This is a genomic window from Actinocorallia herbida (assembly GCF_003751225.1).
GTDB lineage: Bacteria > Actinomycetota > Actinomycetes > Streptosporangiales > Streptosporangiaceae > Actinocorallia > Actinocorallia herbida.
In genome coordinates this window covers 1875301-1893962 of record NZ_RJKE01000001.1, presented here as the reverse complement: position 1 = coordinate 1893962, position 18662 = coordinate 1875301, and the positions used below count along the sequence as shown (strand labels likewise).

Sequence of the window (18662 nt, the reverse complement as noted above, 5' to 3'; positions counted from 1 at the left end):
GATTTCCAGACCAGCAAAGTAGGATTTAGAGTGACGCGCGACACACCGCGGCCGGACCGCACGGGTCAGCGGAAGGCGCGGACCGAGAGCTCGGTCGTCAGGGCGACGGCGACGGACTGGACGGCCAGCAGCCCGACGAGCACGACGAGCTGGACCACCGCCGCCTGGACCGGGCTCGCCCCGCCCAGCAGCATCCCCACGAACGCGCCGGGCAAGGTGACCAGGCCGACGGTGCGGGTCTGGTCGAGGGCCGGGATCAGGGAGGTCGCGGCGGCCGGACGGCAGATCTCCAGGGCCGCCTGCCGGTCGGAGAAGCCCAGCGCGAGTGCCGCCTCCACCTCGCCCCTGCGGATCTCCAGCTCGTCCCGGCAGCGCCGCCCGCACAGCGCGGTGACGGTCATCGCCCCGCCGAGCAGGATGCCCGCGACCGGGATCACCGCGAGCCCGCGCGGCGGCACCAGGCCCGTCCCGAGCAGCAGCGCGAGCACCGGGAGGGTCCCGCCGAGCATCGGCAGCAGCGCCCACCAGGCCCGCTTCGGGGACCTCCCGCCGCCGAGCCGGGACGCCGCGGTCCAGCCCGCGACCGCGTACATCGCGAGCACGAACAGGCAGGTGGCCCACAGCCGCGTCGCCACCTGGGTGATCAGCAGCGCGACCGCGCCGAGCTGGACCGCGGCCCGGATCCCCGCGGTCACCACCGCCCGCCCGTGCCCCAGCCCCGCCAGCGCCGCCACCGCCGCACCCGCCAGGACCAGCCCGACGATGACGGCATAGAGAAGGGGTCCAGGAACAAAAAGGCTGGTCACGGAGGTCATTATCGGGCGTTCAGGCGATGACCCGGGGCCCGGCCGGAACGTATGATCGTTTCATGGGACAGACCTGTACACATCTGGATCAGATCGCGGCCGACGCCAGTCCGTCGTCTGACGGCTGTGAGGACTGCCTGCGTTCCGGGGGACGATGGGTGCATCTGCGCATGTGCCGAACCTGCGGACACGTCGGCTGCTGCGACTCCTCACCCGCCAAGCACGCCACCGCCCACTTCCACGAATCCGCCCACCCGCTGATCAGCTCCTACGAGCCCGGCGAGGATTGGGCCTGGTGCTACGTCGACAACACCGGTTTCCACGTCCAAGGCCTTAAGGATTTCAGTCACCCATGAGTGATGCTGAGCGGCCGGTGCTGCTTTCGGTCGATGACGATCCGTCGGTCTCGCGGGCGGTGGCCCGGGATCTCCGGCGGAAGTACGGGCGGGATTTTCGGGTGATCCGGGCGGAGACGCCGGATACGGGACTTGAGGCGCTCAAGGAGCTGAAGCTCAAGGGGGCGCGGGTCGCGGTGATCCTCGCCGACTATCGGATGCCGGAGATGTCCGGGATCGAGTTCCTTGAGTCGGCGATGGACATCTATCCGCGGGCGCGGCGGGCGCTGCTCACCGCGTACGCGGACACCGACGCGGCGATCGCGGCGATCAACGTCGTGGACGTGGACCACTACCTGCTCAAGCCGTGGGATCCGCCGGAGGAGAAGCTCTACCCGGTCGTCGACGCGATGATCGACTCCTACCTGGACGAGCCCGATGTGAACGCGGCGGAGACCAAGGTCATCGGGCACCGGTGGTCTCCCCCGTCGTTCGAGGTGCGGGACTTCCTGGCGCGCAACGCGGTGCCGTACCGATGGTTCCAGATCGAGGAGCCCGAGGCGCTGCGGCTGCTCCAGGCCGCGAACCTCGACCCGGCCGCGGAGCTGCCCGTGGTCGTCACCCCCGACGGGGGCGCTCTGGTGGCCCCGTCGACGGCCCAGCTCGCCGCCGCCGTCGGCCTCGCGACGACCCCCGAGACCGACCTCTACGACCTCGTCGTCGTCGGGGGCGGTCCCGCGGGGCTCGGGGCCGCCGTGTACGGGGCGTCGGAGGGGCTGCGGACCCTGCTGGTCGAGCGGTACTCCACCGGCGGGCAGGCCGGGCAGTCGTCCCGGATCGAGAACTATCTGGGCTTTCCCGACGGGGTCTCCGGCGGGCAGCTCACCGACCGGGCGCGCCGCCAGGCCGTCAAGTTCGGCACCGAGATCCTCACCAGCCGCGACGCCGTCGGCCTGCGCGCGCACGGGCCGGGCCGGATCCTGTCGTTCGGCGACGGACGGGAGGTCACCGCGCACACCGTGATCATCGCGACCGGCGTGCAGTACCGGGAGCTCGTCGCCCCGGGCGTCGCCGAGCTCACCGGGCGCGGCGTCTACTACGGCTCGGCGATGACCGAGGCGGCCTCCTGCCAGGGCGACGACGTCTACATCGTGGGCGGCGCCAACTCGGCGGGCCAGGCCGCGGTGTTCTTCTCGCGGGTCGCCAAGTCCGTCACCCTCCTGGTGCGGGGGCGGTCGCTGGAGGACAGCATGTCCTACTACCTGATCGAGCAGCTCCGCTCGATCGGCAACGTGCGGGTCAGGCTGGAGACGACCGTCACCGAGGCGCACGGCGGCGACAACCTCGAGGCGCTGACGCTGCGGGCGCCCGACGGGTCGAGCGAGCGGGTCACCGCGAGCCACATGTTCGTGTTCATCGGCGCGCAGCCCCGCACCGATTGGCTCGCCGACGTCGTGGAACGCGACGAGCACGGCTTCATCAGGACCGGCACCGACCTCGTCGTCGACGGGCGGATGCCGCGCGGCTGGCCGCTGGACCGCGATCCGTGGCCGCTGGAGTCGAGTCTGCCCGGCGTGTTCGTCGCCGGGGATGTGCGGGCGGAATCGGTGAAGCGGGTCGCCTCGGCCGTCGGAGACGGCGCGATGGCCGTCTCGCTCGCGCACCGGTACCTGGGGTCGGCATGAGCCTCGCCGACAGGGAAGGCGCCCTGACGCCCGGCGAGCTGCGCGGGCTGTTCCTGTTCGAGTCCCTGGACGGCGAGCAGCTCGGGTGGCTCGCCGAGCGCGGCTGGACCGCGTCGGCGCCGGCCGACACGATCGTCATGGCCGAGGGCGAACCGGGCGAATACCTCATCCTCCTGCTGGAGGGGACGATCGCGCTGAGCCGCCGGATCGGCGCCGACGAGGTCGAGACGAACCGGACGGATCAGGTCGGCGTCTACGCGGGAGCGGTCCGCTCGTATGTCGACGCCGAGACCGCCAAGGGCTATCCCGCCTCGGTCCGGGCCTGCTCGGACTGCCGGTTCTTCGTCCTGCCGAGCGCTGATTTCGCCTGGTTGATGCGCACCTGGTTCCCGATGGCCACCCACCTGCTGGAAGGGCTCTTCCTCGGCCTGTCCAACACCCAGACCATCGTCAACCAGCGGCAGCAGCTCCTCGCGCTCGGCTCGCTCAGCGCGGGCCTCACCCACGAGCTCAACAACCCCGCCGCGGCGGCGGTGCGCGCCACGTCGCGGCTGCGCGAGCGGGTGGAGGGCATGCGGCACAAGCTCTCGATGCTCGCGCACGACCAGATCGACCCGCGGCTGCTCACCCTGCTCGTCGACGTGCAGGAGGAGGCCGTCCGCGGTATCGCGGACGCGCCCAAGCTGAGCGCGGTGCAGGAGTCCGAGCGCGAGGACGAGATCGCCGACTGGCTCGAGGACCACGACTGCCAGGCACCGTGGGAGACCGCGCCGATCTTCGTCGCGGCGGGGCTGGACACGTCGTTCCTGGAGCGGGTCGAGGCCGACGCGCCGCCCGAGCTGCTGGAAGGCTCGCTGCGCTGGCTGGCCTACACGCTGGAGTCCGAGCTGCTCCTCGGCGAGATCACCGACTCGGTGAACCGGATCTCCGGCCTCGTCCAGGCCGCGAAGCAGTACTCGCACATGGACCGCTCGCCCTTCGAGCGCGCCGACATCCACACGGGCCTGGAGAGCACCCTCGTGATGCTCAACGGCAAACTCGAGGGCCTCGACGTCGTCACCGACTTCGACCGGACCCTCCCGCCCGTCCCGATCTACGCGGGCGAGCTCAACCAGGTGTGGACCAATCTCATCGACAACGCCGTCCAGGCCATGAACGGCTCGGGCACCCTGACGATCCGAACGTCCCGTGACAACGACCACGTCCGCGTCGACGTCTGCGACACCGGCCCCGGCATCCCCCGCGACCTCCGCCGCCGCGTCTTCGAGCCCTTCTTCACCACCAAACCCGTCGGCAAGGGCACCGGCCTGGGCCTCGACATCTCCTACCGCATCATCGTCACCCGCCACGGCGGCGACCTCACCGTCGAGTCCACCCCCGGCGACACCCGCTTCACCGCCCGCCTCCCCCTCACCGAACGCCCCCCGACCTGACCACCACAACTCGTGTCAAGCCCGGCCCAGATATCGCATCTACCAGCAGAAACCACATAAAGAATACGCACCGCACCGACACCACTCCTTTCGGTAATCTCCGGCTGTGCCCACTCCCCAACACGAGGCTTTGCACCGCGTCTTCCAGGAGGACACCGGGCTGATGGCCCGCGTCCTGCAGAACGTCCTGCACCTCACCATGCCGATCATCGACAAGGTCGAAGTCCTCAACGTGGACCTGACCGACCTGTCACCGGTGTCCCGCTGGCCGGACACCCTCCTCAGGATCGAGTCCGCAGCCGGACCTTTGATCATCGTCGTCGAGTCCCAGACCGAGCCATCGGAGCCCAAACGCCGCCGGTGGGCGCGCTACATAGCGCACCTCCAGGACATCTACGACTGCGACGTCTCCCTGGTCGTCACCTGCCGCAAAGCCGCGACGGCCAGCTGGGCGGCAGAGCCCTTCAGGGTCGGGCCCGCGGGATGGCCCTCCATGATCGTCATCCCCGTGGTCCTCGGCCCCGACAGCATGCCGATGATCACCACCTTCGCCGAGGCAGTCCGCGACATCCCCCTGGCCATCCTGTCCGCGTTCATCCACGGGGACTCCCCGCATGCGCATGCGATACTGGAAGTACTCGCGGCCACGCTCGCCACCATTGCCGACGTGCACCGGGCCGCTCATCTGGCCGAGTTCATCGAGGGCGGCCTGGGCAAAGGCCCCGGCCGCCGGATGTGGAGGACCTTCATGGAGACCCAGTCCTACCCGTACATCTCCGAACTCCGGGCCGAAGGCCGCGTGGAGGGTCGCGTGGAGGGTCGTGTGGAGGGTCGCGTGGAGGGTCTCCTCCTCTTTATCGAGGGACGCGGCATCACGCTCACCGATGAGCAGCGTCAGCGGATCATCGGGGCGACCGACACCGACGAGATCGATCGGTGGACCGTCAACGTCGCGAACGCGAACTCCGCCGAGGAGATCTTCGGCTGAGTTCGGCGCTTGTCCGGGCCCGTCTCTTCGAGGCGGGTCTTTTGGTTCGGGCGGGCGGGTGGGGGGTGGTGGGGGTCGGTACGCTCGGGGGGTGGGCTTTCGTCATGAGGCCGCGGCCGGGGTGCCGGGGCGGGTGGGGCCGGGGCGGCCTCGGCGGTACGGGGAGGCCGAGGAGCTCGAGGTGATCTTCGAGGGGGCGTTCCGGGCGGTTCGGCGGAAGGGGTACGCGGAGGTGACGGTGGCGGACGTGCTGGCCGAGGCGGGGGTGGCGCGGCGGTCGTTCTATCGGCATTTCGGATCCAAGGACGAGTTGATCGCGGCGATGTTCCGGCGGGAGGCCGAACGGTTCACGGCCGCGGTGACGCGGGCGGTGCGGGCCGCGGCGACGCCCGGGGAGGCGCTGGTGACGTGGGTGGACGAGATCCTCGCGCTCGCGCTCAGCCCGTCGAAGGCGCGGCGGGCGCAGGTCTTCGCCTCACCGGACGCGGCGCAGCGGCACTCGGCGGACGACCATCAGCGCACCTATGGGCCGCTCATCGCGCTGCTCGCCGAAACGCTGCGGGAGGGGGCGGCCGACGGCACGTTCCCGGCGGCGCGGCCGGAACCCGATGCCCGGCTCGTCAGCGCGGCCACGTGGGAGACCCTTGCCGCGCTGCGGGACGAGGCCGACGCGGAGGTGCAGCAGGGGAAGCGGGCGGACCTGCTTTCGTTCGTGCGCCGCGCGCTGGGCGTGGCCGAAGGCACGGGGCGGTAGCGGGGCCGTCAGTACAGGCGGGCGAAGGCCTCGGCGAGGTCGCGGCGGAGCCTGTGCCGGGCGAGGGCGGCGTCGCCGGCGAGGACGGCTTCGGCGATGCGGCCGTAGGAGTAGCGGGACCAGCGGGAGAGCTCGACGGCGTCGGGCACCTCGGCCCGGCCGCGGGCGCCGCCTTCGGCGCGCAGTTCGCGCAGGTGCCGTCCGGCGAGTTCGGTGACTATGTGCAGGAAGAGCGTGAGGACGGGGTTTCCGGCGAGTTCCGCGATCTCGGTGAAGGTGACCCGGGCGGTCGCGGTCTCGTCGCGGGCGGCTGCGACCGCCGCGTGCAGCGCGCGGGTGACGCGGGGTTCGGCGCGGCGGGCGAGGAGGAGGTCGAGGCAGCCCAGTTCGACGGCCTCCCGGACGGCGTGGAGGTCCTCCCGGGTGGCCCGCCGGTAGTCCAGGTAGAGGGCCATCATCTCCACGGCCGCCGACGGTTCCGGCTCGGTCACCGCGAGGCCGCCCGAGGGTCCGCGCCGCATGGTGGCGACGGCGTGGTGCTCGAGGATGCGGACGGCCTCGCGGAGCACGGCGCGGCTCACCCCGTACCGGGCGAGGAGCTCGGTCTCGGTGCCGAGGAGCTCCCCGGCGGGCCAGCCGCGGTGCACGACCTCGTTGTGGATGCGGACGGCGAGCAGTTCGCTCAGTTTGGCGTCGCCGTCGGGGGCCGGGGCGGGCCTGTCCTGGCGCAGGGCGCGGTCGCGGGACGGCCGGGCGGCGATGTACTCGGCCACACCTTCCATGTACCGGGTCGCGGCGGCCCTGGCCTCATGGGCGTCTCCGGCGACGACCGCCTCCACGATCCGCCTTCTGGCGTGTTCGACGGGCTCGCCTACCGGTCCCGCGCGTCCGACCGCCTCACCCGTCGCGAAGCGGTCGGTCAGCTCGATCAGGACGTGCAGGAACAGCCGGAGCACGGGGTTGCCGGACAGCCGGCCGAGGGTCGCGTGGAAGACGTCCATCGCGGGGATGTCGGCGGGCGCGCCGCGCTCCTGGCCGGGCGGCAGGACCATCGCGCGCAGGGCCGGAATGTCGCTCTCACCGATATGGGCGGCGGCGCCGGCCGCGGCGAGGGGCTCCAGCATCAGCCGGGCCCGGACGAGGTCGGCGACGCCGGTCCCGCCGTGCTCGAGGTACAGGATGATCGCGCGGGTCGCGGGGCCGTGGTCGGGCGCGGTGACGTACAGGCCGCCGCCGTTGCCGCGCCGCATCCGGGCGGCCCTGTGGTGCTCGACGAGGACGAGGGCCTCGCGCAGGACCGAGCGGCTGACCTCCAGCCGCACCCGCAGCTCCTCCTCCGAGCCGAGGGGCGCGCCGACGGGCCACCCGGCGAGGGCGATCTCCTTCTCGATGCGGCGCGCGGTGCGCAGCGCGAGTTTGGCGTCGGCGTGCGGCATTGCCTCTCCAGGCGGGTGGACCGCGGCGGCACGGCGGCGCGACGGGCTCCGCATCCTACCGCTCATCGCGCTCCGCGCCCGGCCGCGCGCCAGCCGCCGGGGCGGTCGCCGTCGATCACGACGGTCCGGGACGCGAAGAGCCAGCGGTCTCCGACGGGCACGAGGACGTCGAAGTAGCGCCCCCAGTGGTCGGGCCCGCCGGGGGTGATGACGAGGAAGTACGCGGTGGTCTCGACCTGATCCGGGGTGAAGATCCGGAAGTCGAGGTTCGTCACCATATGACGGGTGTAGAAGCGGGACCCGTCCGTGGGGACGCCGATCTCGCCGGGTGCGAGCGCCGCGGTGATCGCGGCCCGGCCGACGAGGGGCGGGTCCGGCTTGATCGTCAGGACGCCGTCCTCGGTGAACTGGGCGGCGAGGTCGGCGGGGCGTCCGCCGTCGCCGGCCGCGGCGTACCTGGTGAACGCGTCGCGGATCAGCTCGCGGGCCGAGAGTTCCTGCTGGTCCATCCGGCTCTCCTCGCTCGCGCCGACGCGCGCACGCCGATGACGCACGGCTAAGAGTGTAAGAAACGATCGACTCATAAGTACCCGATTACGGAACATTCCGCCAGGCTCTAGGCGACCTAGGTCATACCGTATAAGGTTTGGCGCATGTCGATTGCCATCTCGGAAGAGCACCGATCCCTCGCGGAAACCGTCGCCGACTTCCTGCGGCGCCGTGACGCGCGCGGCGCCGCCCGCGCGCTGCTCGACGCGCCCGAGGAGGGCCTGCCCGCCTTCTGGCCGGAGCTCGGCGAGCTCGGCTGGCTCGGGCTGCACCTGCCCGAGGAGCACGGCGGCTCCGGCTTCGGCCTGCCCGAACTCGTCGTGGTCGTCGAGGAGCTGGGCCGGGCCGTCGCGCCGGGGCCGTTCGTGCCGACCGCCGTCGCGTCCGCGTTCCTCGCCGAAGCCGCCCCCGCGGACCTCCGGGCCGAGCTGCTGCCCGGCCTCGCCGACGGCTCCCTCGTCGGTGCCATCGCGCTCGACGGCACGGTGACCGTCTCCGGCGGCAAGGCCGACGGCGACGCCGGCGCCGTCATCGGCGGAGGGCTCGCGCAGATCCTGCTGGTCGCCGCGGGCGACGACGTCGCGGTCGTACGGACCGGCGACGGCGTCACCGTCGAGGTCCCGGCCAACCTGGACCAGACCCGCCGCGCCGCCCGCGTCACCCTGTCGGGCGCCCCCGCGACCGTGATCCCCGGCGGCCGCGCCCTGCTGACCGACCTCGCCCGGCTGCTGTTCGCCGCCGAGGCCACCGGCCTCGCCCGCGAGACCACGGTCCTGGCCGCCGAGTACGCCAAGATCCGCGTGCAGTTCGGCCGCCCGATCGCCACCTTCCAGGCGGTCAAGCACCACTGCGCCAACATGCTGGTCGCCGCCGAGATGGCCACCGCCGCCGTGTGGAACGCCGCCCGCACCGAGGACACCGCGCAGCGCTCCTACGCCGCGGCGATCGCCGCGACCCTGGCGCTGCCCGCGGCCCAGCGCAACGGCCAGCTGAACATGCAGGTCCAGGGCGGCATCGGCTTCACCTGGGAGCACGACGCGCACCTGTACATCCGCCGCGCGGAGGCCGTCGCCGCGGTCTTCCCCGCCGAGCCGGCCGCCCAGGACGTCACCGCCGCCTCCCGCGCGGGCGTGAAGCTGGAGCGCACGGTGGAACTGCCGCCGGAGGCCGAGACGTTCCGGGCCGAGGTCCGCGCGTTCGCCGACAAGATCAAGGGCCTGGACGAAGCCGCCAAGAAGGCCGCGATGGTCGACGAGGGCTACGCCGTCCCCCACTGGTCCGAGCCCTTCGGCCGCAACGCCAAGGCCGTCGAGCAGCTCGTCATCGACGAGGAGTTCAAGGCCGCGGGCCTGCGCAAGCCCGCCTACGGCATCACCGGCTGGGTGCTGCTGACCCTCGCCCAGCACGCCACCGAGGAGCAGGTCGCGCGCTGGCTGCGCCCCGGCCTCCTCCAAGAGGTCATCTGGTGCCAGCTGTTCTCCGAGCCCGACGCCGGATCGGACGCCGCGGGCGTCAAGACCAAGGCGGTCCGCGTGGACGGCGGCTGGGTGCTCAACGGCCAGAAGGTCTGGACGTCCGGGGCCCACCTCGCGTCCTACGGCCTCGCCACGGTCCGCACCAACCCGGACGCGCCCAAGCACAAGGGCATCACCACGGTCGTCATCGACATGAAGGCGCCCGGGGTCGAGGTCCGTCCGCTCCGGCAGTCGACCGGCGGCGCGGACTTCAACGAGGTGTTCTTCACCGACGTGTTCATTCCGGACGCCGACGTCGTCGGCCCGATCGACGGCGGCTGGACCGTCGCGCGGGCGACCCTCGGCAACGAGTCGGTGAGCATCGGCGGCGGCCAGGGCGGCGCGACGATCCCGCACGCGATCTTCCTCGGCGCGTTCGACGCGGCCCCGGCGCGGCTGTCGGGCGGCGCGGGACGGCTCGGCCGCTACCTCGCCGCCGACGAGGCGCAGAGGGCGATGAACCTGCGGACCGCGATCCGGGCCGTCACCGGCGCCGGCCCCGGTCCGGAGGGCGCCATCGCCAAGCTGGTGCTGAGCGAGAACGGCCACGAGGCGTCCGCGATCCTCGCCGAGCTGGGCGGCGCGAACACCGCGTTCTCCGAGGGCGACGGCCTCACCGCGAGCATGGTCCTGTGGCACCGCGCCATGGCCATCGCGGGCGGCACCTCGGAGATCAAGCGCAACCAGATCGGCGAGCGCATCCTCGGCCTCCCCCGCGACCCGCTCATCGTCTGACCCCCCTGGCCCCGCAGGTCCCCGCCCACACCCTGGGGCGGGGCCCCGCACCGACGGCCGGAACGAACCGAGGCCCCGTCTTCCCCAAGACGGGGCCTCGGCCATTCCGGCCTTGACGGGGCGCGGTCTGTGCGATCATGGGCCGGTCCTCCGCCGCGGATCTCTGAGTGGAGGACCATGGACGGGGCGGGGCGGGCGGAGCTCGTCGAGGTGTGCGGGCTGATGGCGGCGGCGGTCCGGGCGGCGGGTCCGCCGGACTGGGCGCGGGCGGTGGTGCGGGCGCATGCGACGGGACTGCGCGGGGCGGGACATGTCGTCTACGAGACTCCGGGCGGGCGGGTGCGGCGGCCGCTGGAGGACGCCGACGAGGCGATCGCGAACCTGGTCCGGCTGGCCAAGGGGCCGACGCCCGGACTCGACGTCGCCCTGAGGGTCGAGCCTTCCGGCGGTTACGAGGCTTCTGTGACGCCGCGGACAGCGCGCGGCCTGTCCGGCGGGGTCTGCCTCCTGGAGCCCGGGCTCTCCCGGCCTCCGGAGGGAGGGTCCCAACCCGGTCCCGAGCGCGACTCCCCCGCGGGCGACCCCGGCGAGGCCGTCCGGCTGATGGACGCCTACCTCGCCGAGCTGGACCGTGTCCTGGGCCGCGAGCCCTCCTCCAGGACGCCGACCCCTGACGCGCTCCTGGCCGACGTCGAGCGGAGCGTCGGCCGGGCGCTGCCCCCCGACCTGCGCGCGCTGTACGCCGCGGGCCACCACGACGACGGCTTCCCCTGGCGCTGGCTGCCCCCGGAAGAGATCCCCGGCGAACACGGCTATATCGCCCATGCGGATCTCATCGCCCACCCCGTCCTGGACGCCGATCCGGCCGAGACCGTCCGGTGCGTCCGGACGCACGAGGCGTGGATCCCCTTCGCCTACGACGGCGACGGCACCTACCTGCTCGTGGACCTCGCCCCCGCCCGGTTCGGCCGGCCCGGCCAGGTCGTGTGCACGGGCACGGCCATCGACGACGGCCCCGCCTACGTCGCGGAGTCCGTCACCGCCCTGCTGCGCCGCCAGCTCGGCCGGCTACGGGACGGCGCCTACACCCTCGACCCGGACGGCGAGTACCTGGAGTTCCACGCCGACCTGTGGCACCAGGGACTCCAGAGGGCCCGCCGCCACCTCGTCGCCGACCCGGCCACCCCGCTCGTCCCCGACGCGCGCCTCCAGGACCTCACCGTGCGCGGCGTCGCGGGCTTCCTCGACCTCGCGCCGCTCGCCGCCGCGCCCCGCCTCAAGAGCCTCAAAGCCCTGTGCGGCTCCACCGACCTCGCCCCCTTGGCCGCGCTCCCCCTGGAGAACCTCGACCTCACCGCGGACGCCGACCTGGCGCCCCTCGCCGGGCACCCAGCCCTGCGCTCCCTCGCCCTCGCCACCACGACCCCCGTACACCTGACCCTCCTGCGCACCCTCCCCCGCCTCGAATCCCTGGACCTCTCCCGCGCCCCCGTCCCCGACCTCGAACTCCTCCCCGACCTCCCCGCGCTCCGCTCCCTGACCCTCGCCCTCCCCCAGTGGGAGGAGCTGTGGCGCCGCACCGACCGCCACCCCCGCCTCGCCGTCGCCGCCCTCCACGGCGACCCCGACTCCGCGACCCGCGCGGCCTGGGCGGCCACCCTGCCCAGCGCCCCCGCCACGACCCCGCTCCTCCACCACACCGCCACCCTCCCCACCTGATCCCGGCAACGGGTCCGAGCCGGGACCGCGCGCCGACGCGCGCGTGGTCCCGGCTCGGGAGCCGCCTCGCCCGGCGGCCGGTCTCCGCGCCCGGAAGGGCGCCGCGGAAGTGAACCCGCCCGCCTCGTCCTTCTCCCTCCGGAGAGGGGGCCATCCAGGTACGGACGGGGCGGGCGGGGGGATCAGGAGTGGTACAGCCAGTCCACGTAGACCGGGTCGTCCAGGTCGCGCTTGAGGAACAGCTCGTTGCGCAGGACGCGGCCGACGCCGTCGACGTGCCAGATGTCGCCCCACAGGCGGGCCGTCGTCTGGACGCGGGCGGTGCGGACGGTCCGCTCGGCCTGGTAGGCGAGCAGCGCCTCGTCGGTCTCCCGCTCGGCGAGGTGCCCGGACAGCGCGAACGCGTCCTCGATGGCCTGGCAGGCGCCCTGCGCGAGGTACTGGAGCATGGGGTGCGCGGCGTCGCCGGTGAGCACGACACGGCCGTCGATCCAGGTCGGGATCGGCAGGCGGTCGTACATCGGCCAGTGGCGGACCCGGCCGAGCGACCGCAGGCCGACCTTGACCTCGTCGCAGCAGTCGGCGAAGGCCGCGTCGAGTTCTTCGGGGCCGCCCCACTCCGCCTCGCCGCGCTTCCACGCGGGCGACTCGAAGACGGCGACGGTGTTGAACATCTCGCCGCCGCGCAGCGCGTACTGGACGAGGTGGCAGCCCGGGCCGAGGTAGACGACGACCTCGTTGAGCGCGTGCTCGTCGAGCTCGCGGCCGAGGTCGGCGACGGGGAAGGCGCCCCGGTAGGCGACGTAGCCCGAGCAGACCGGCTCGTCGTCCGACAGGCGGGCGCGGAGCCTGGAGTGCAGGCCGTCGGCGGCGACCGCCAGGCCCGCGGTGTGCTCGGCCTCCCCGACCCGGACGACCACGCCGTCACCGGTGTTGTCGACGCCGTCGACCTTGCTGCCGGCCACCAGGTCGACCCCGGCGCGGCGGCAGGCGTCGGCGAGGACGTCGAGCAGGTCGCTGCGGTGGATGACGACGTACGGGGCGCCGTACCGCTCGACGAACTTCTCGTCCAGGTCGAGGCGGGTCAGCACCGAGCCGTCGATCGCGTCCTTGAACAGGAGGCGGCGGGGCGCGACGCCCTTGCCGAGGACCTCGTCGAGCAGGCCCCACTCCTTGAGGATGCGGGCGGCGTTCGGGGCCATCTGGAGGCCCGCGCCGACCTCGGTGAACTCGTCGGCCCGCTCCAGCACGCGGACGCTCTTGCCCGACCGGGCCAGCGCGTAGGCGGAGGCCAGACCGCCGATACCGCCGCCGACCACCACAACATCGACATCGGTCATGATCGTCTCTCTTTCTCAGATCCAGGAGCCGACCGAGGGCGCCTCGGGGGCGCGGCCGGTCAGCCAGGCGGCGAGGTCGGCGGCGTGGCCGCGGCCCGCGTGGGTGGCCAGGGCGTCGGCGGCGATCGCCGCGTTGACGTCCTGCGCGAGGTCGGCGAAGGACGTGCCCGCGGCGAGGTCGACCGCGTGGATCGAGACCTCGCGGGTGCGCATCCACGGGGTCTCCGACACCGGGACCGTCCGGCCCAGGGCCGTCACGACCGGACTCCGCCACGCCTCGTCCGGCAGCGCGTCCAGGTCGGCGGCGAGCGCGGCGGCGGAGCCGTGGACCAGCTCGCGGAGCCGCCCGGCCGGGAGCTCGGCGCCCGCCTCGATCTCGGCGCCGCGTTGCTCGGGCCCCGCGTACATGCGGCTCTCGACACCGGTCGCGGCCCAGCTCACCAGACGACGGAGCGCCTCGGCGTTGTAGTGGACGTGCGCGACGAGGTGCTTGCGCGTCCAGCCGGGAAGGGCGCTGGGCGCGTCGAAGTCGGCGTCGCCGAGGCCGTCGAGGGTCTTCAGGAACAGCGCGGTGCCCTGGTCCATCCAGTCGCGGGTGGTCATGCGGCCGCGTCCGGGTAGGCGGTGGTGTTCTCCAGGCGGCCGATGCGCTCGATCTCGACGACGACCTTGGACCCGGCCTGGAGGTAGCGGGCGGGCTTGCGGGCGTGGCCGACGCCGCCGGGGGTGCCGGACGCGATGACGTCGCCGGGGCGCAGCGTCATGATCGTCGACAGGTAGCGGACCAGCGCGACCGGGTCGAACACGAGGTCTCCGGTGTTGGCGCGCTGCATCTCCTCGCCGTCGACGGAGCAGGAGATCTCCAGTGCCGGGCGGACGCCGCCGGGCAGCTCCTCCGGGGTGACCAGGACGGGGCCGAGCGGGGTCGTGCCCTCGAAGGTCTTGCCCTGAAGCCACTCGCGGGTACGGAACTGCCAGTCGCGCATCGTCACGTCGTTCATCACGGTGAACCCGGCGATCGCCTCGACGGCCTCCTCCTCGGACGCGCGGCGGACGGCCTTGCCCACGACGACGACGAGTTCGGCCTCCCAGTCGTGCGCGTCGGACTCGGGCGCGAGCCGAATGTCGTCCTCCGGGCCGATGAGGGCGTCGGTGAACTTCGCGAACAGGGTCGGGTACTCCGGAAGGTCGCGGCCCATCTCGAGGATGTGGTTGCGGTAGTTCAGGCCCACGCACAGGATCTTGCCCGGGTCCGGGATGACCGGCGCGAACCCATCGGCCTCGACGAGCGGGCCGTCGACGGCGGCCTTGGCCCGCCAGTCGTCGGCGGCGAGCAGGGCCTTGACGTCGGCGAAGCCGAGGTCGACGAGGCCGGCGTCGGTGACGCGGACCGCCTTGGTGGCACCGGCGGTGCGGATGGTGGCGAGACGCATGGATCAGTCCTCCTGCTGGGTGAAGCGGATGTCGCGGTCCAGGCCCAGGCGCTCGAACACCGGGGTGTCGCTGAACCGGAAGAAGTCGGCGCCGCCCTCGGTGGCGGCGGTGAACGGCTGCCAGGACGGCACGACGAAGAGGTCGCCGCGCGCCACCTGCCAGGTCCGGGCGCCGACGGTGATCTCGGCGATCCCGTCGAACACCTGGTGGACCGAGGATCCGACCTCACGGGCCGGGGCCGTCCGCGTGCCGGGGGCGAGCCGGTGGAACTCGGCGCGGATCGTCGGCAGCACGTCGGAGCCGTCGCGCGGGTCGGTGTAGCGGATCGCGGCGTGGCCGGGCTCCAGGGTGACCGGGTGGCCTTCGGCCTCCAGCTCGAGCTGGTCGGTCAGCGCCCTGTCGGTGTGCTCCCAGCGGTAGGCCAGCAGCGGGGTGCCGACGCCGGTCGGGGCGATCCGGGTGAGGGGGCGCAGGCCCGGGTGGGCCCAGAGCCGCTCGGAGCGGGAGCGCTCGGGGGCTTCGCGCGTCTCGACCTCGTCCGGGCCGAACTGGAAGAAGGTCGCGTCCGTGGCGTACTGGAAGGGGATGTCCAGGCCGTCGATCCACGCCATGGGCCGGTCGGTGATGTTGTGGTGGCCGTGCCAGTTCCAGCCGGCCTGCGGGAGGAAGTCGCCGCGGCGCATCGCGACCGGGTCGCCGTTGACGACCGTCCACACGCCCTCGCCTTCGACGACGAAGCGGAAGGCGTGCTGGGTGTGGCGGTGGACGGGGGCGTCCTCACCCGGGTTCAGGTACTGGATCGCGGCCCAGAGCGTCGGGGTGGCGAACGGGCGGCCGCCGAGGCCCGGGTTGGCCAGCGCGATCGCGCGGCGCTCGCCGCCGCGGCCGACCGGGACGAGGTCGCCCGCCTGCTCGGCGAGGGCGTAGAGGTTCTTCCACTGCCACACGTGGGCCTGCGCCTTCGAGCGCGGCTCGGGCGGCATCAGGTCGCCGATCTCGGTCCACAGCGGCACCAGCAGCTCGGACTCGAAACCCTGGTAGAGAGCCTCGAGTTCCGGGGTCCGCGCGGGCTGGTCGGGCGCGTCGGAGACGGGGATCGTCACGGGAGTGGTCATCGGACGCCCTTCGCTCGGCCCGTCGATCTCTCGGCGGGAGGTGTGTTCTCGGTGCCTGGAGCCTGCCGTGTTTTCCACCACAAGGGATAGACTTTTCTGCTGTGAAGAACAAACCGTCCTACGCGATCAGTTCGGTGGACCACGCGCTCCAGCTCGCGGCCCTTCTCCAGCAGGAGGGCGCCCTGCGCGTCACCGACGTCGCCGACCGCCTGGAGGTCTCGGTCTCCACCGCCCACCGTCTCCTGGCGATGCTGGTCTACCGGGACTTCGCCGAGCAGCTCCCCGACCGCCGCTACGGCCCCGGCAAGGTCCTGCGCCCGGCGCCCCTGACCGAGGCCCCGGTCGCCCTCCTGCGCCGGGTCGCCCTCCCCCACCTGCGCGCCCTGGTCGACCGCACCGACGAGACGGCGAACCTCATGGTCCCCGCGGGCGACGAGGTCCGGATCATCGCCACCGTCGAATGCGACCAGATCCTCCGCGTCGGCGACCGCGTCGGCCGCACCCTCCCGGCCCGCTTCGCCTCCGCGGGCAAGGCCATCCTCGCCGCCCTCCCCGCCGAAGAAGTCGAGTCCCATTACCCGGACGACTACCCGTCCTTCGCCCGCGAACTCGCCCAGATCCGCCGCCGCGGCTTCGCCATCAACGACCAGCGCACCGAAACCGGCCTCACCGCCCTGGGCATGGCGGTCCGCGACCCCTCCGGCCGCCCCATCGCCGGCATCTCCCTCTCCATCCCCACCGCCCGCTTCATCCGCGACGCCCTCCCCACCTGGACCACCGCCCTCTCTTCCGCCACCACCCGCCTGGAAGCCGCCCTCTCCTCCGCCGACTGACCCGGCTGCCCTAGGGGGCATATTCGACCGTTCGGTCTTGATGGGGCCACCGTTCCGGGGTGGCCAGGACCAAGGAGTTCGATCCGGACGCGGTGTCGCGGAGAACCACCCTGACCGCGCGTTTCACCGGCAGGGTCGCCCTCGTCACCGGCGGGGGTCAGGCGCGGAGGCGGGCCAGGTAGAGGACGGCCGGGCGGAAGCCGCGCTGCTCGTAGAGACCGATGGCGCGGTCGTTCGCGGCGAGGGCGTCGATCCAGACGTCCTGGACGCCCAGGGCGGCGAGTTCGGTGTCGATCGCGTCGAGGAGCCCGGTGCCCAGGCCGTGGCCGCGGCCCTCGGGACGGACGAGCAGGGAGCGGATGTGCGCCGCCCGATCGTCGCTCACCCAGGTGTCGTCGGCGTCGGTCCGCACGTCCACCAGGGCATAGCCCACGAGTTCGCCGTCCTGCCGCGCGAGCAGGACGAACCCGTCACCGCTCAGCCAGCGCAGGTACTCCTCGCGGCGCACCCGCCAGGAGTCCTCGTCGTCCTTGTACCGCCAGCCGGGCTGCACCCGCTGATGGTGGTGGTGGAGTTCGAGCCACAGGTCCCGCAGCTCGTCCACGACCTCGGGCCCGGCCTTCACGATCTCGACGCTCATCCCCCCACGTTCGCATTCCGCCCGCCCGGCGTCCCTCCCCACCCCCCTGGGATCCTCCCGAATCCGCATTTCGCCCTTCGAGGCCCGTGGCCGCGGCCGGTCCGACCTGCTCGGCCGCCCGTATCGCCGCGCCGACCGAGCGGAGCCGCACATGCCCCTGCGCCACGTGCCCGGCCCGGCCCGGCCCGGCCCGGCCGCCCTCCTCTGCGGACTCCTCCTCGCGGCGCCGGTCACCTCGGCGGGCCGGCCGCTCCCGGCGACGTCGTCGCGCGGCCCGCCCCGCCGCCGCCCGTCGCGACGCCGCCCGTCGCGACGGCGACGGAGCCGCGGCGCCCCCGCCTCATCGAGGTCACCCCCTTTTCGAGTGGCGCTACCGAGATCGGCGACGGCGACCCCTGGATCGCCGACCTTCCCGCCCCGACTCCGAACCGACGCGGCGGGGGCCGTCGACGGGGCCCGGTGCCACCGCGTCCGTCAGGGTTTGCGGGCCAGGCCGCAGAACTGGTCGATCTCGGCGGGGTCGGCGCCGGGGGCGGGGTGCCAGCGGGGGCAGGAGACCAGGCCGGGCGGGACCAGGTCCAGGCCGTCGAAGAAGGCGGACAGCCGCGTGGGCGAACGGAGGACGTAGCGCGGGTTCGCCTTGCGGTTCCAGATCTCGATGGCCTCGACGGACGCGGGGTCGACGACGTTGGTGGCGTCGTAGAGGGCGAGGTAGCTGCCGCTGGGGAGGGCCGCGAGGAGGCGGCGGAGGAGGGCGCGGGCCTCGTTGTCGTCGGCGATGTGGCCGAGGACCCCCATGAGGAGGAGGGCGACGGGTTCGGTGAAGTCGAGGGTGTCGTGGGCCGCGGCGATGATGTTGTCGGGGTCGCGGAGATCGGCCGACAGATAGGCGGACTCGCCCTCCTCGGTACCGGTGACCAGCGGGCGGGCCTTCGCGAGGACATGCGGGTCGTTGTCGACGTAGACGACCCGGGCCTTCGGATCGGCGCGCTGGGCGATCTGGTGGGTGTTGTCGGAGGTCGGCAGGCCGCTGCCGATGTCGAGGAACTGGCGGACGCCGAGGTCGGCCGCGAGGTGGTGGACCACCCGGTTCAGGAACGCGCGGGTGGCCTGGGCGAGCAGTGCCATGTCGGGAACGACCTCGAGGATCTCGTCGCTGACCCGTCTGTCGCCGGCGAAGTTGTCCTCGCCGCCCAGCCAGTAGTTCCAGATCCGGGCGCCCTGGGGGACGTCGGGGTTGACCTCGGGACCTGCGCTCGGCACGGGGGCGCTCCCTCACTTGATGTTCATTTTAAGGACTCTCGGGGACATCCAACTACTGATCATCCTCTTCAGGTGGAAAGTTC

The 18662-nt window shown here is 72.9% G+C and carries 17 protein-coding genes; 8 read left to right on the top strand and 9 right to left on the bottom strand.

Going from position 1 to position 18662, the window contains the following annotated elements:
* Window positions 1-65 precede the first annotated feature (65 nt).
* A complete protein-coding gene (locus EDD29_RS08965) occupies window positions 66-815 on the bottom strand; it encodes an ABC transporter permease (RefSeq protein ID WP_123663946.1) in 750 nt (249 codons plus the stop codon).
* A 17-nt stretch (window positions 816-832) separates the two neighbouring features.
* Here EDD29_RS08965 and EDD29_RS47625 point away from each other — a divergent pair, with 17 nt between their 5' ends.
* The 5 genes from EDD29_RS47625 (at window position 833) to EDD29_RS45325 (ending at window position 6001) form a co-directional block, all read left to right on the top strand.
* Complete coding sequence (locus EDD29_RS47625) at window positions 833-1162, top strand: ubiquitin carboxyl-terminal hydrolase 14 (RefSeq protein WP_342774406.1); 330 nt, start codon at window positions 833-835, stop codon at window positions 1160-1162.
* The gene (locus EDD29_RS08955) at window positions 1159-2826 is read left to right on the top strand and encodes an NAD(P)/FAD-dependent oxidoreductase (RefSeq protein ID WP_123663944.1); all 1668 of its coding nucleotides are present in this window, start codon (window positions 1159-1161) and stop codon (window positions 2824-2826) included. Before EDD29_RS47625 ends, EDD29_RS08955 begins: the two co-directional genes overlap by 4 nt.
* Complete coding sequence (locus tag EDD29_RS08950; protein ID WP_123663943.1) at window positions 2823-4259, top strand: ATP-binding protein; 1437 nt, start codon at window positions 2823-2825, stop codon at window positions 4257-4259. The genes EDD29_RS08955 and EDD29_RS08950 overlap by 4 nt, the downstream gene beginning before the upstream one ends.
* A gap of 106 nt (window positions 4260-4365) precedes the next feature.
* Window positions 4366-5247, top strand: a complete 882-nt coding sequence (locus EDD29_RS45330) for a hypothetical protein (protein ID WP_170201324.1) — start codon at window positions 4366-4368, stop codon at window positions 5245-5247.
* 91 nt (window positions 5248-5338) lie between these two features.
* Window positions 5339-6001 (top strand): TetR/AcrR family transcriptional regulator, encoded by a 663-nt coding sequence (locus EDD29_RS45325; protein WP_170201323.1) that lies wholly within the window; start codon window positions 5339-5341, stop codon window positions 5999-6001.
* An 8-nt stretch (window positions 6002-6009) separates the two neighbouring features.
* On the opposite strand, the gene EDD29_RS08935 is transcribed toward EDD29_RS45325, so the two are convergent.
* Window positions 6010-7437, bottom strand: coding sequence for a FadR/GntR family transcriptional regulator (locus EDD29_RS08935; RefSeq protein ID WP_123663940.1), 1428 nt, complete (start codon window positions 7435-7437; stop codon window positions 6010-6012).
* Window positions 7438-7499: 62 nt separating this feature from the next.
* A complete protein-coding gene (locus EDD29_RS08930; RefSeq protein ID WP_211359608.1) occupies window positions 7500-7991 on the bottom strand; it encodes a nuclear transport factor 2 family protein in 492 nt (163 codons plus the stop codon).
* Window positions 7992-8090: 99 nt separating this feature from the next.
* Between EDD29_RS08930 and EDD29_RS08925 the strand changes: the two genes are divergently transcribed.
* Together EDD29_RS08925 and EDD29_RS47620 are read left to right on the top strand one after the other, a co-directional pair.
* Window positions 8091-10235 carry an acyl-CoA dehydrogenase family protein gene (locus EDD29_RS08925; RefSeq protein ID WP_123663938.1) on the top strand — a complete coding sequence of 715 codons (2145 nt, stop codon included), beginning with the start codon at window positions 8091-8093 and terminating at the stop codon, window positions 10233-10235.
* Between the two features lie 177 nt (window positions 10236-10412).
* Entirely contained in the window at window positions 10413-11954 is a 1542-nt protein-coding gene (locus tag EDD29_RS47620; RefSeq protein ID WP_123663937.1) for an SMI1/KNR4 family protein, read from the top strand.
* Between the two features lie 182 nt (window positions 11955-12136).
* On the opposite strand, the gene EDD29_RS08915 is transcribed toward EDD29_RS47620, so the two are convergent.
* Genes EDD29_RS08915 through EDD29_RS08900 form a run of 4 tightly spaced genes read right to left on the bottom strand, consistent with a single transcriptional unit; the run spans window position 12137 to window position 15843 of the window.
* Window positions 12137-13294, bottom strand: coding sequence for an FAD-dependent oxidoreductase (locus EDD29_RS08915; RefSeq protein ID WP_123663936.1), 1158 nt, complete (start codon window positions 13292-13294; stop codon window positions 12137-12139).
* Window positions 13295-13309: 15 nt separating this feature from the next.
* Window positions 13310-13897: a maleylpyruvate isomerase N-terminal domain-containing protein gene (locus EDD29_RS08910; RefSeq protein ID WP_211359607.1), complete on the bottom strand. Its 588-nt coding sequence runs from the start codon at window positions 13895-13897 to the stop codon at window positions 13310-13312.
* Complete coding sequence (locus EDD29_RS08905) at window positions 13894-14727, bottom strand: fumarylacetoacetate hydrolase family protein (protein ID WP_123663935.1); 834 nt, start codon at window positions 14725-14727, stop codon at window positions 13894-13896. Before EDD29_RS08905 ends, EDD29_RS08910 begins: the two co-directional genes overlap by 4 nt.
* Before the next feature lie 3 nt (window positions 14728-14730).
* On the bottom strand, window positions 14731-15843 hold the full coding sequence (locus EDD29_RS08900) for a cupin domain-containing protein (protein ID WP_123663934.1): 1113 nt from the start codon (window positions 15841-15843) through the stop codon (window positions 14731-14733).
* Between the two features lie 101 nt (window positions 15844-15944).
* Here EDD29_RS08900 and EDD29_RS08895 point away from each other — a divergent pair, with 101 nt between their 5' ends.
* Entirely contained in the window at window positions 15945-16676 is a 732-nt protein-coding gene (locus tag EDD29_RS08895; RefSeq protein ID WP_211359606.1) for an IclR family transcriptional regulator, read from the top strand.
* A 157-nt stretch (window positions 16677-16833) separates the two neighbouring features.
* On the opposite strand, the gene EDD29_RS08890 is transcribed toward EDD29_RS08895, so the two are convergent.
* Both EDD29_RS08890 and EDD29_RS08885 read right to left on the bottom strand, forming a co-directional pair.
* Window positions 16834-17316, bottom strand: coding sequence for a GNAT family N-acetyltransferase (locus EDD29_RS08890; RefSeq protein WP_170201322.1), 483 nt, complete (start codon window positions 17314-17316; stop codon window positions 16834-16836).
* A 474-nt stretch (window positions 17317-17790) separates the two neighbouring features.
* Window positions 17791-18579, bottom strand: coding sequence for an SAM-dependent methyltransferase (locus tag EDD29_RS08885; protein WP_123663931.1), 789 nt, complete (start codon window positions 18577-18579; stop codon window positions 17791-17793).
* Window positions 18580-18662 lie beyond the last annotated feature (83 nt).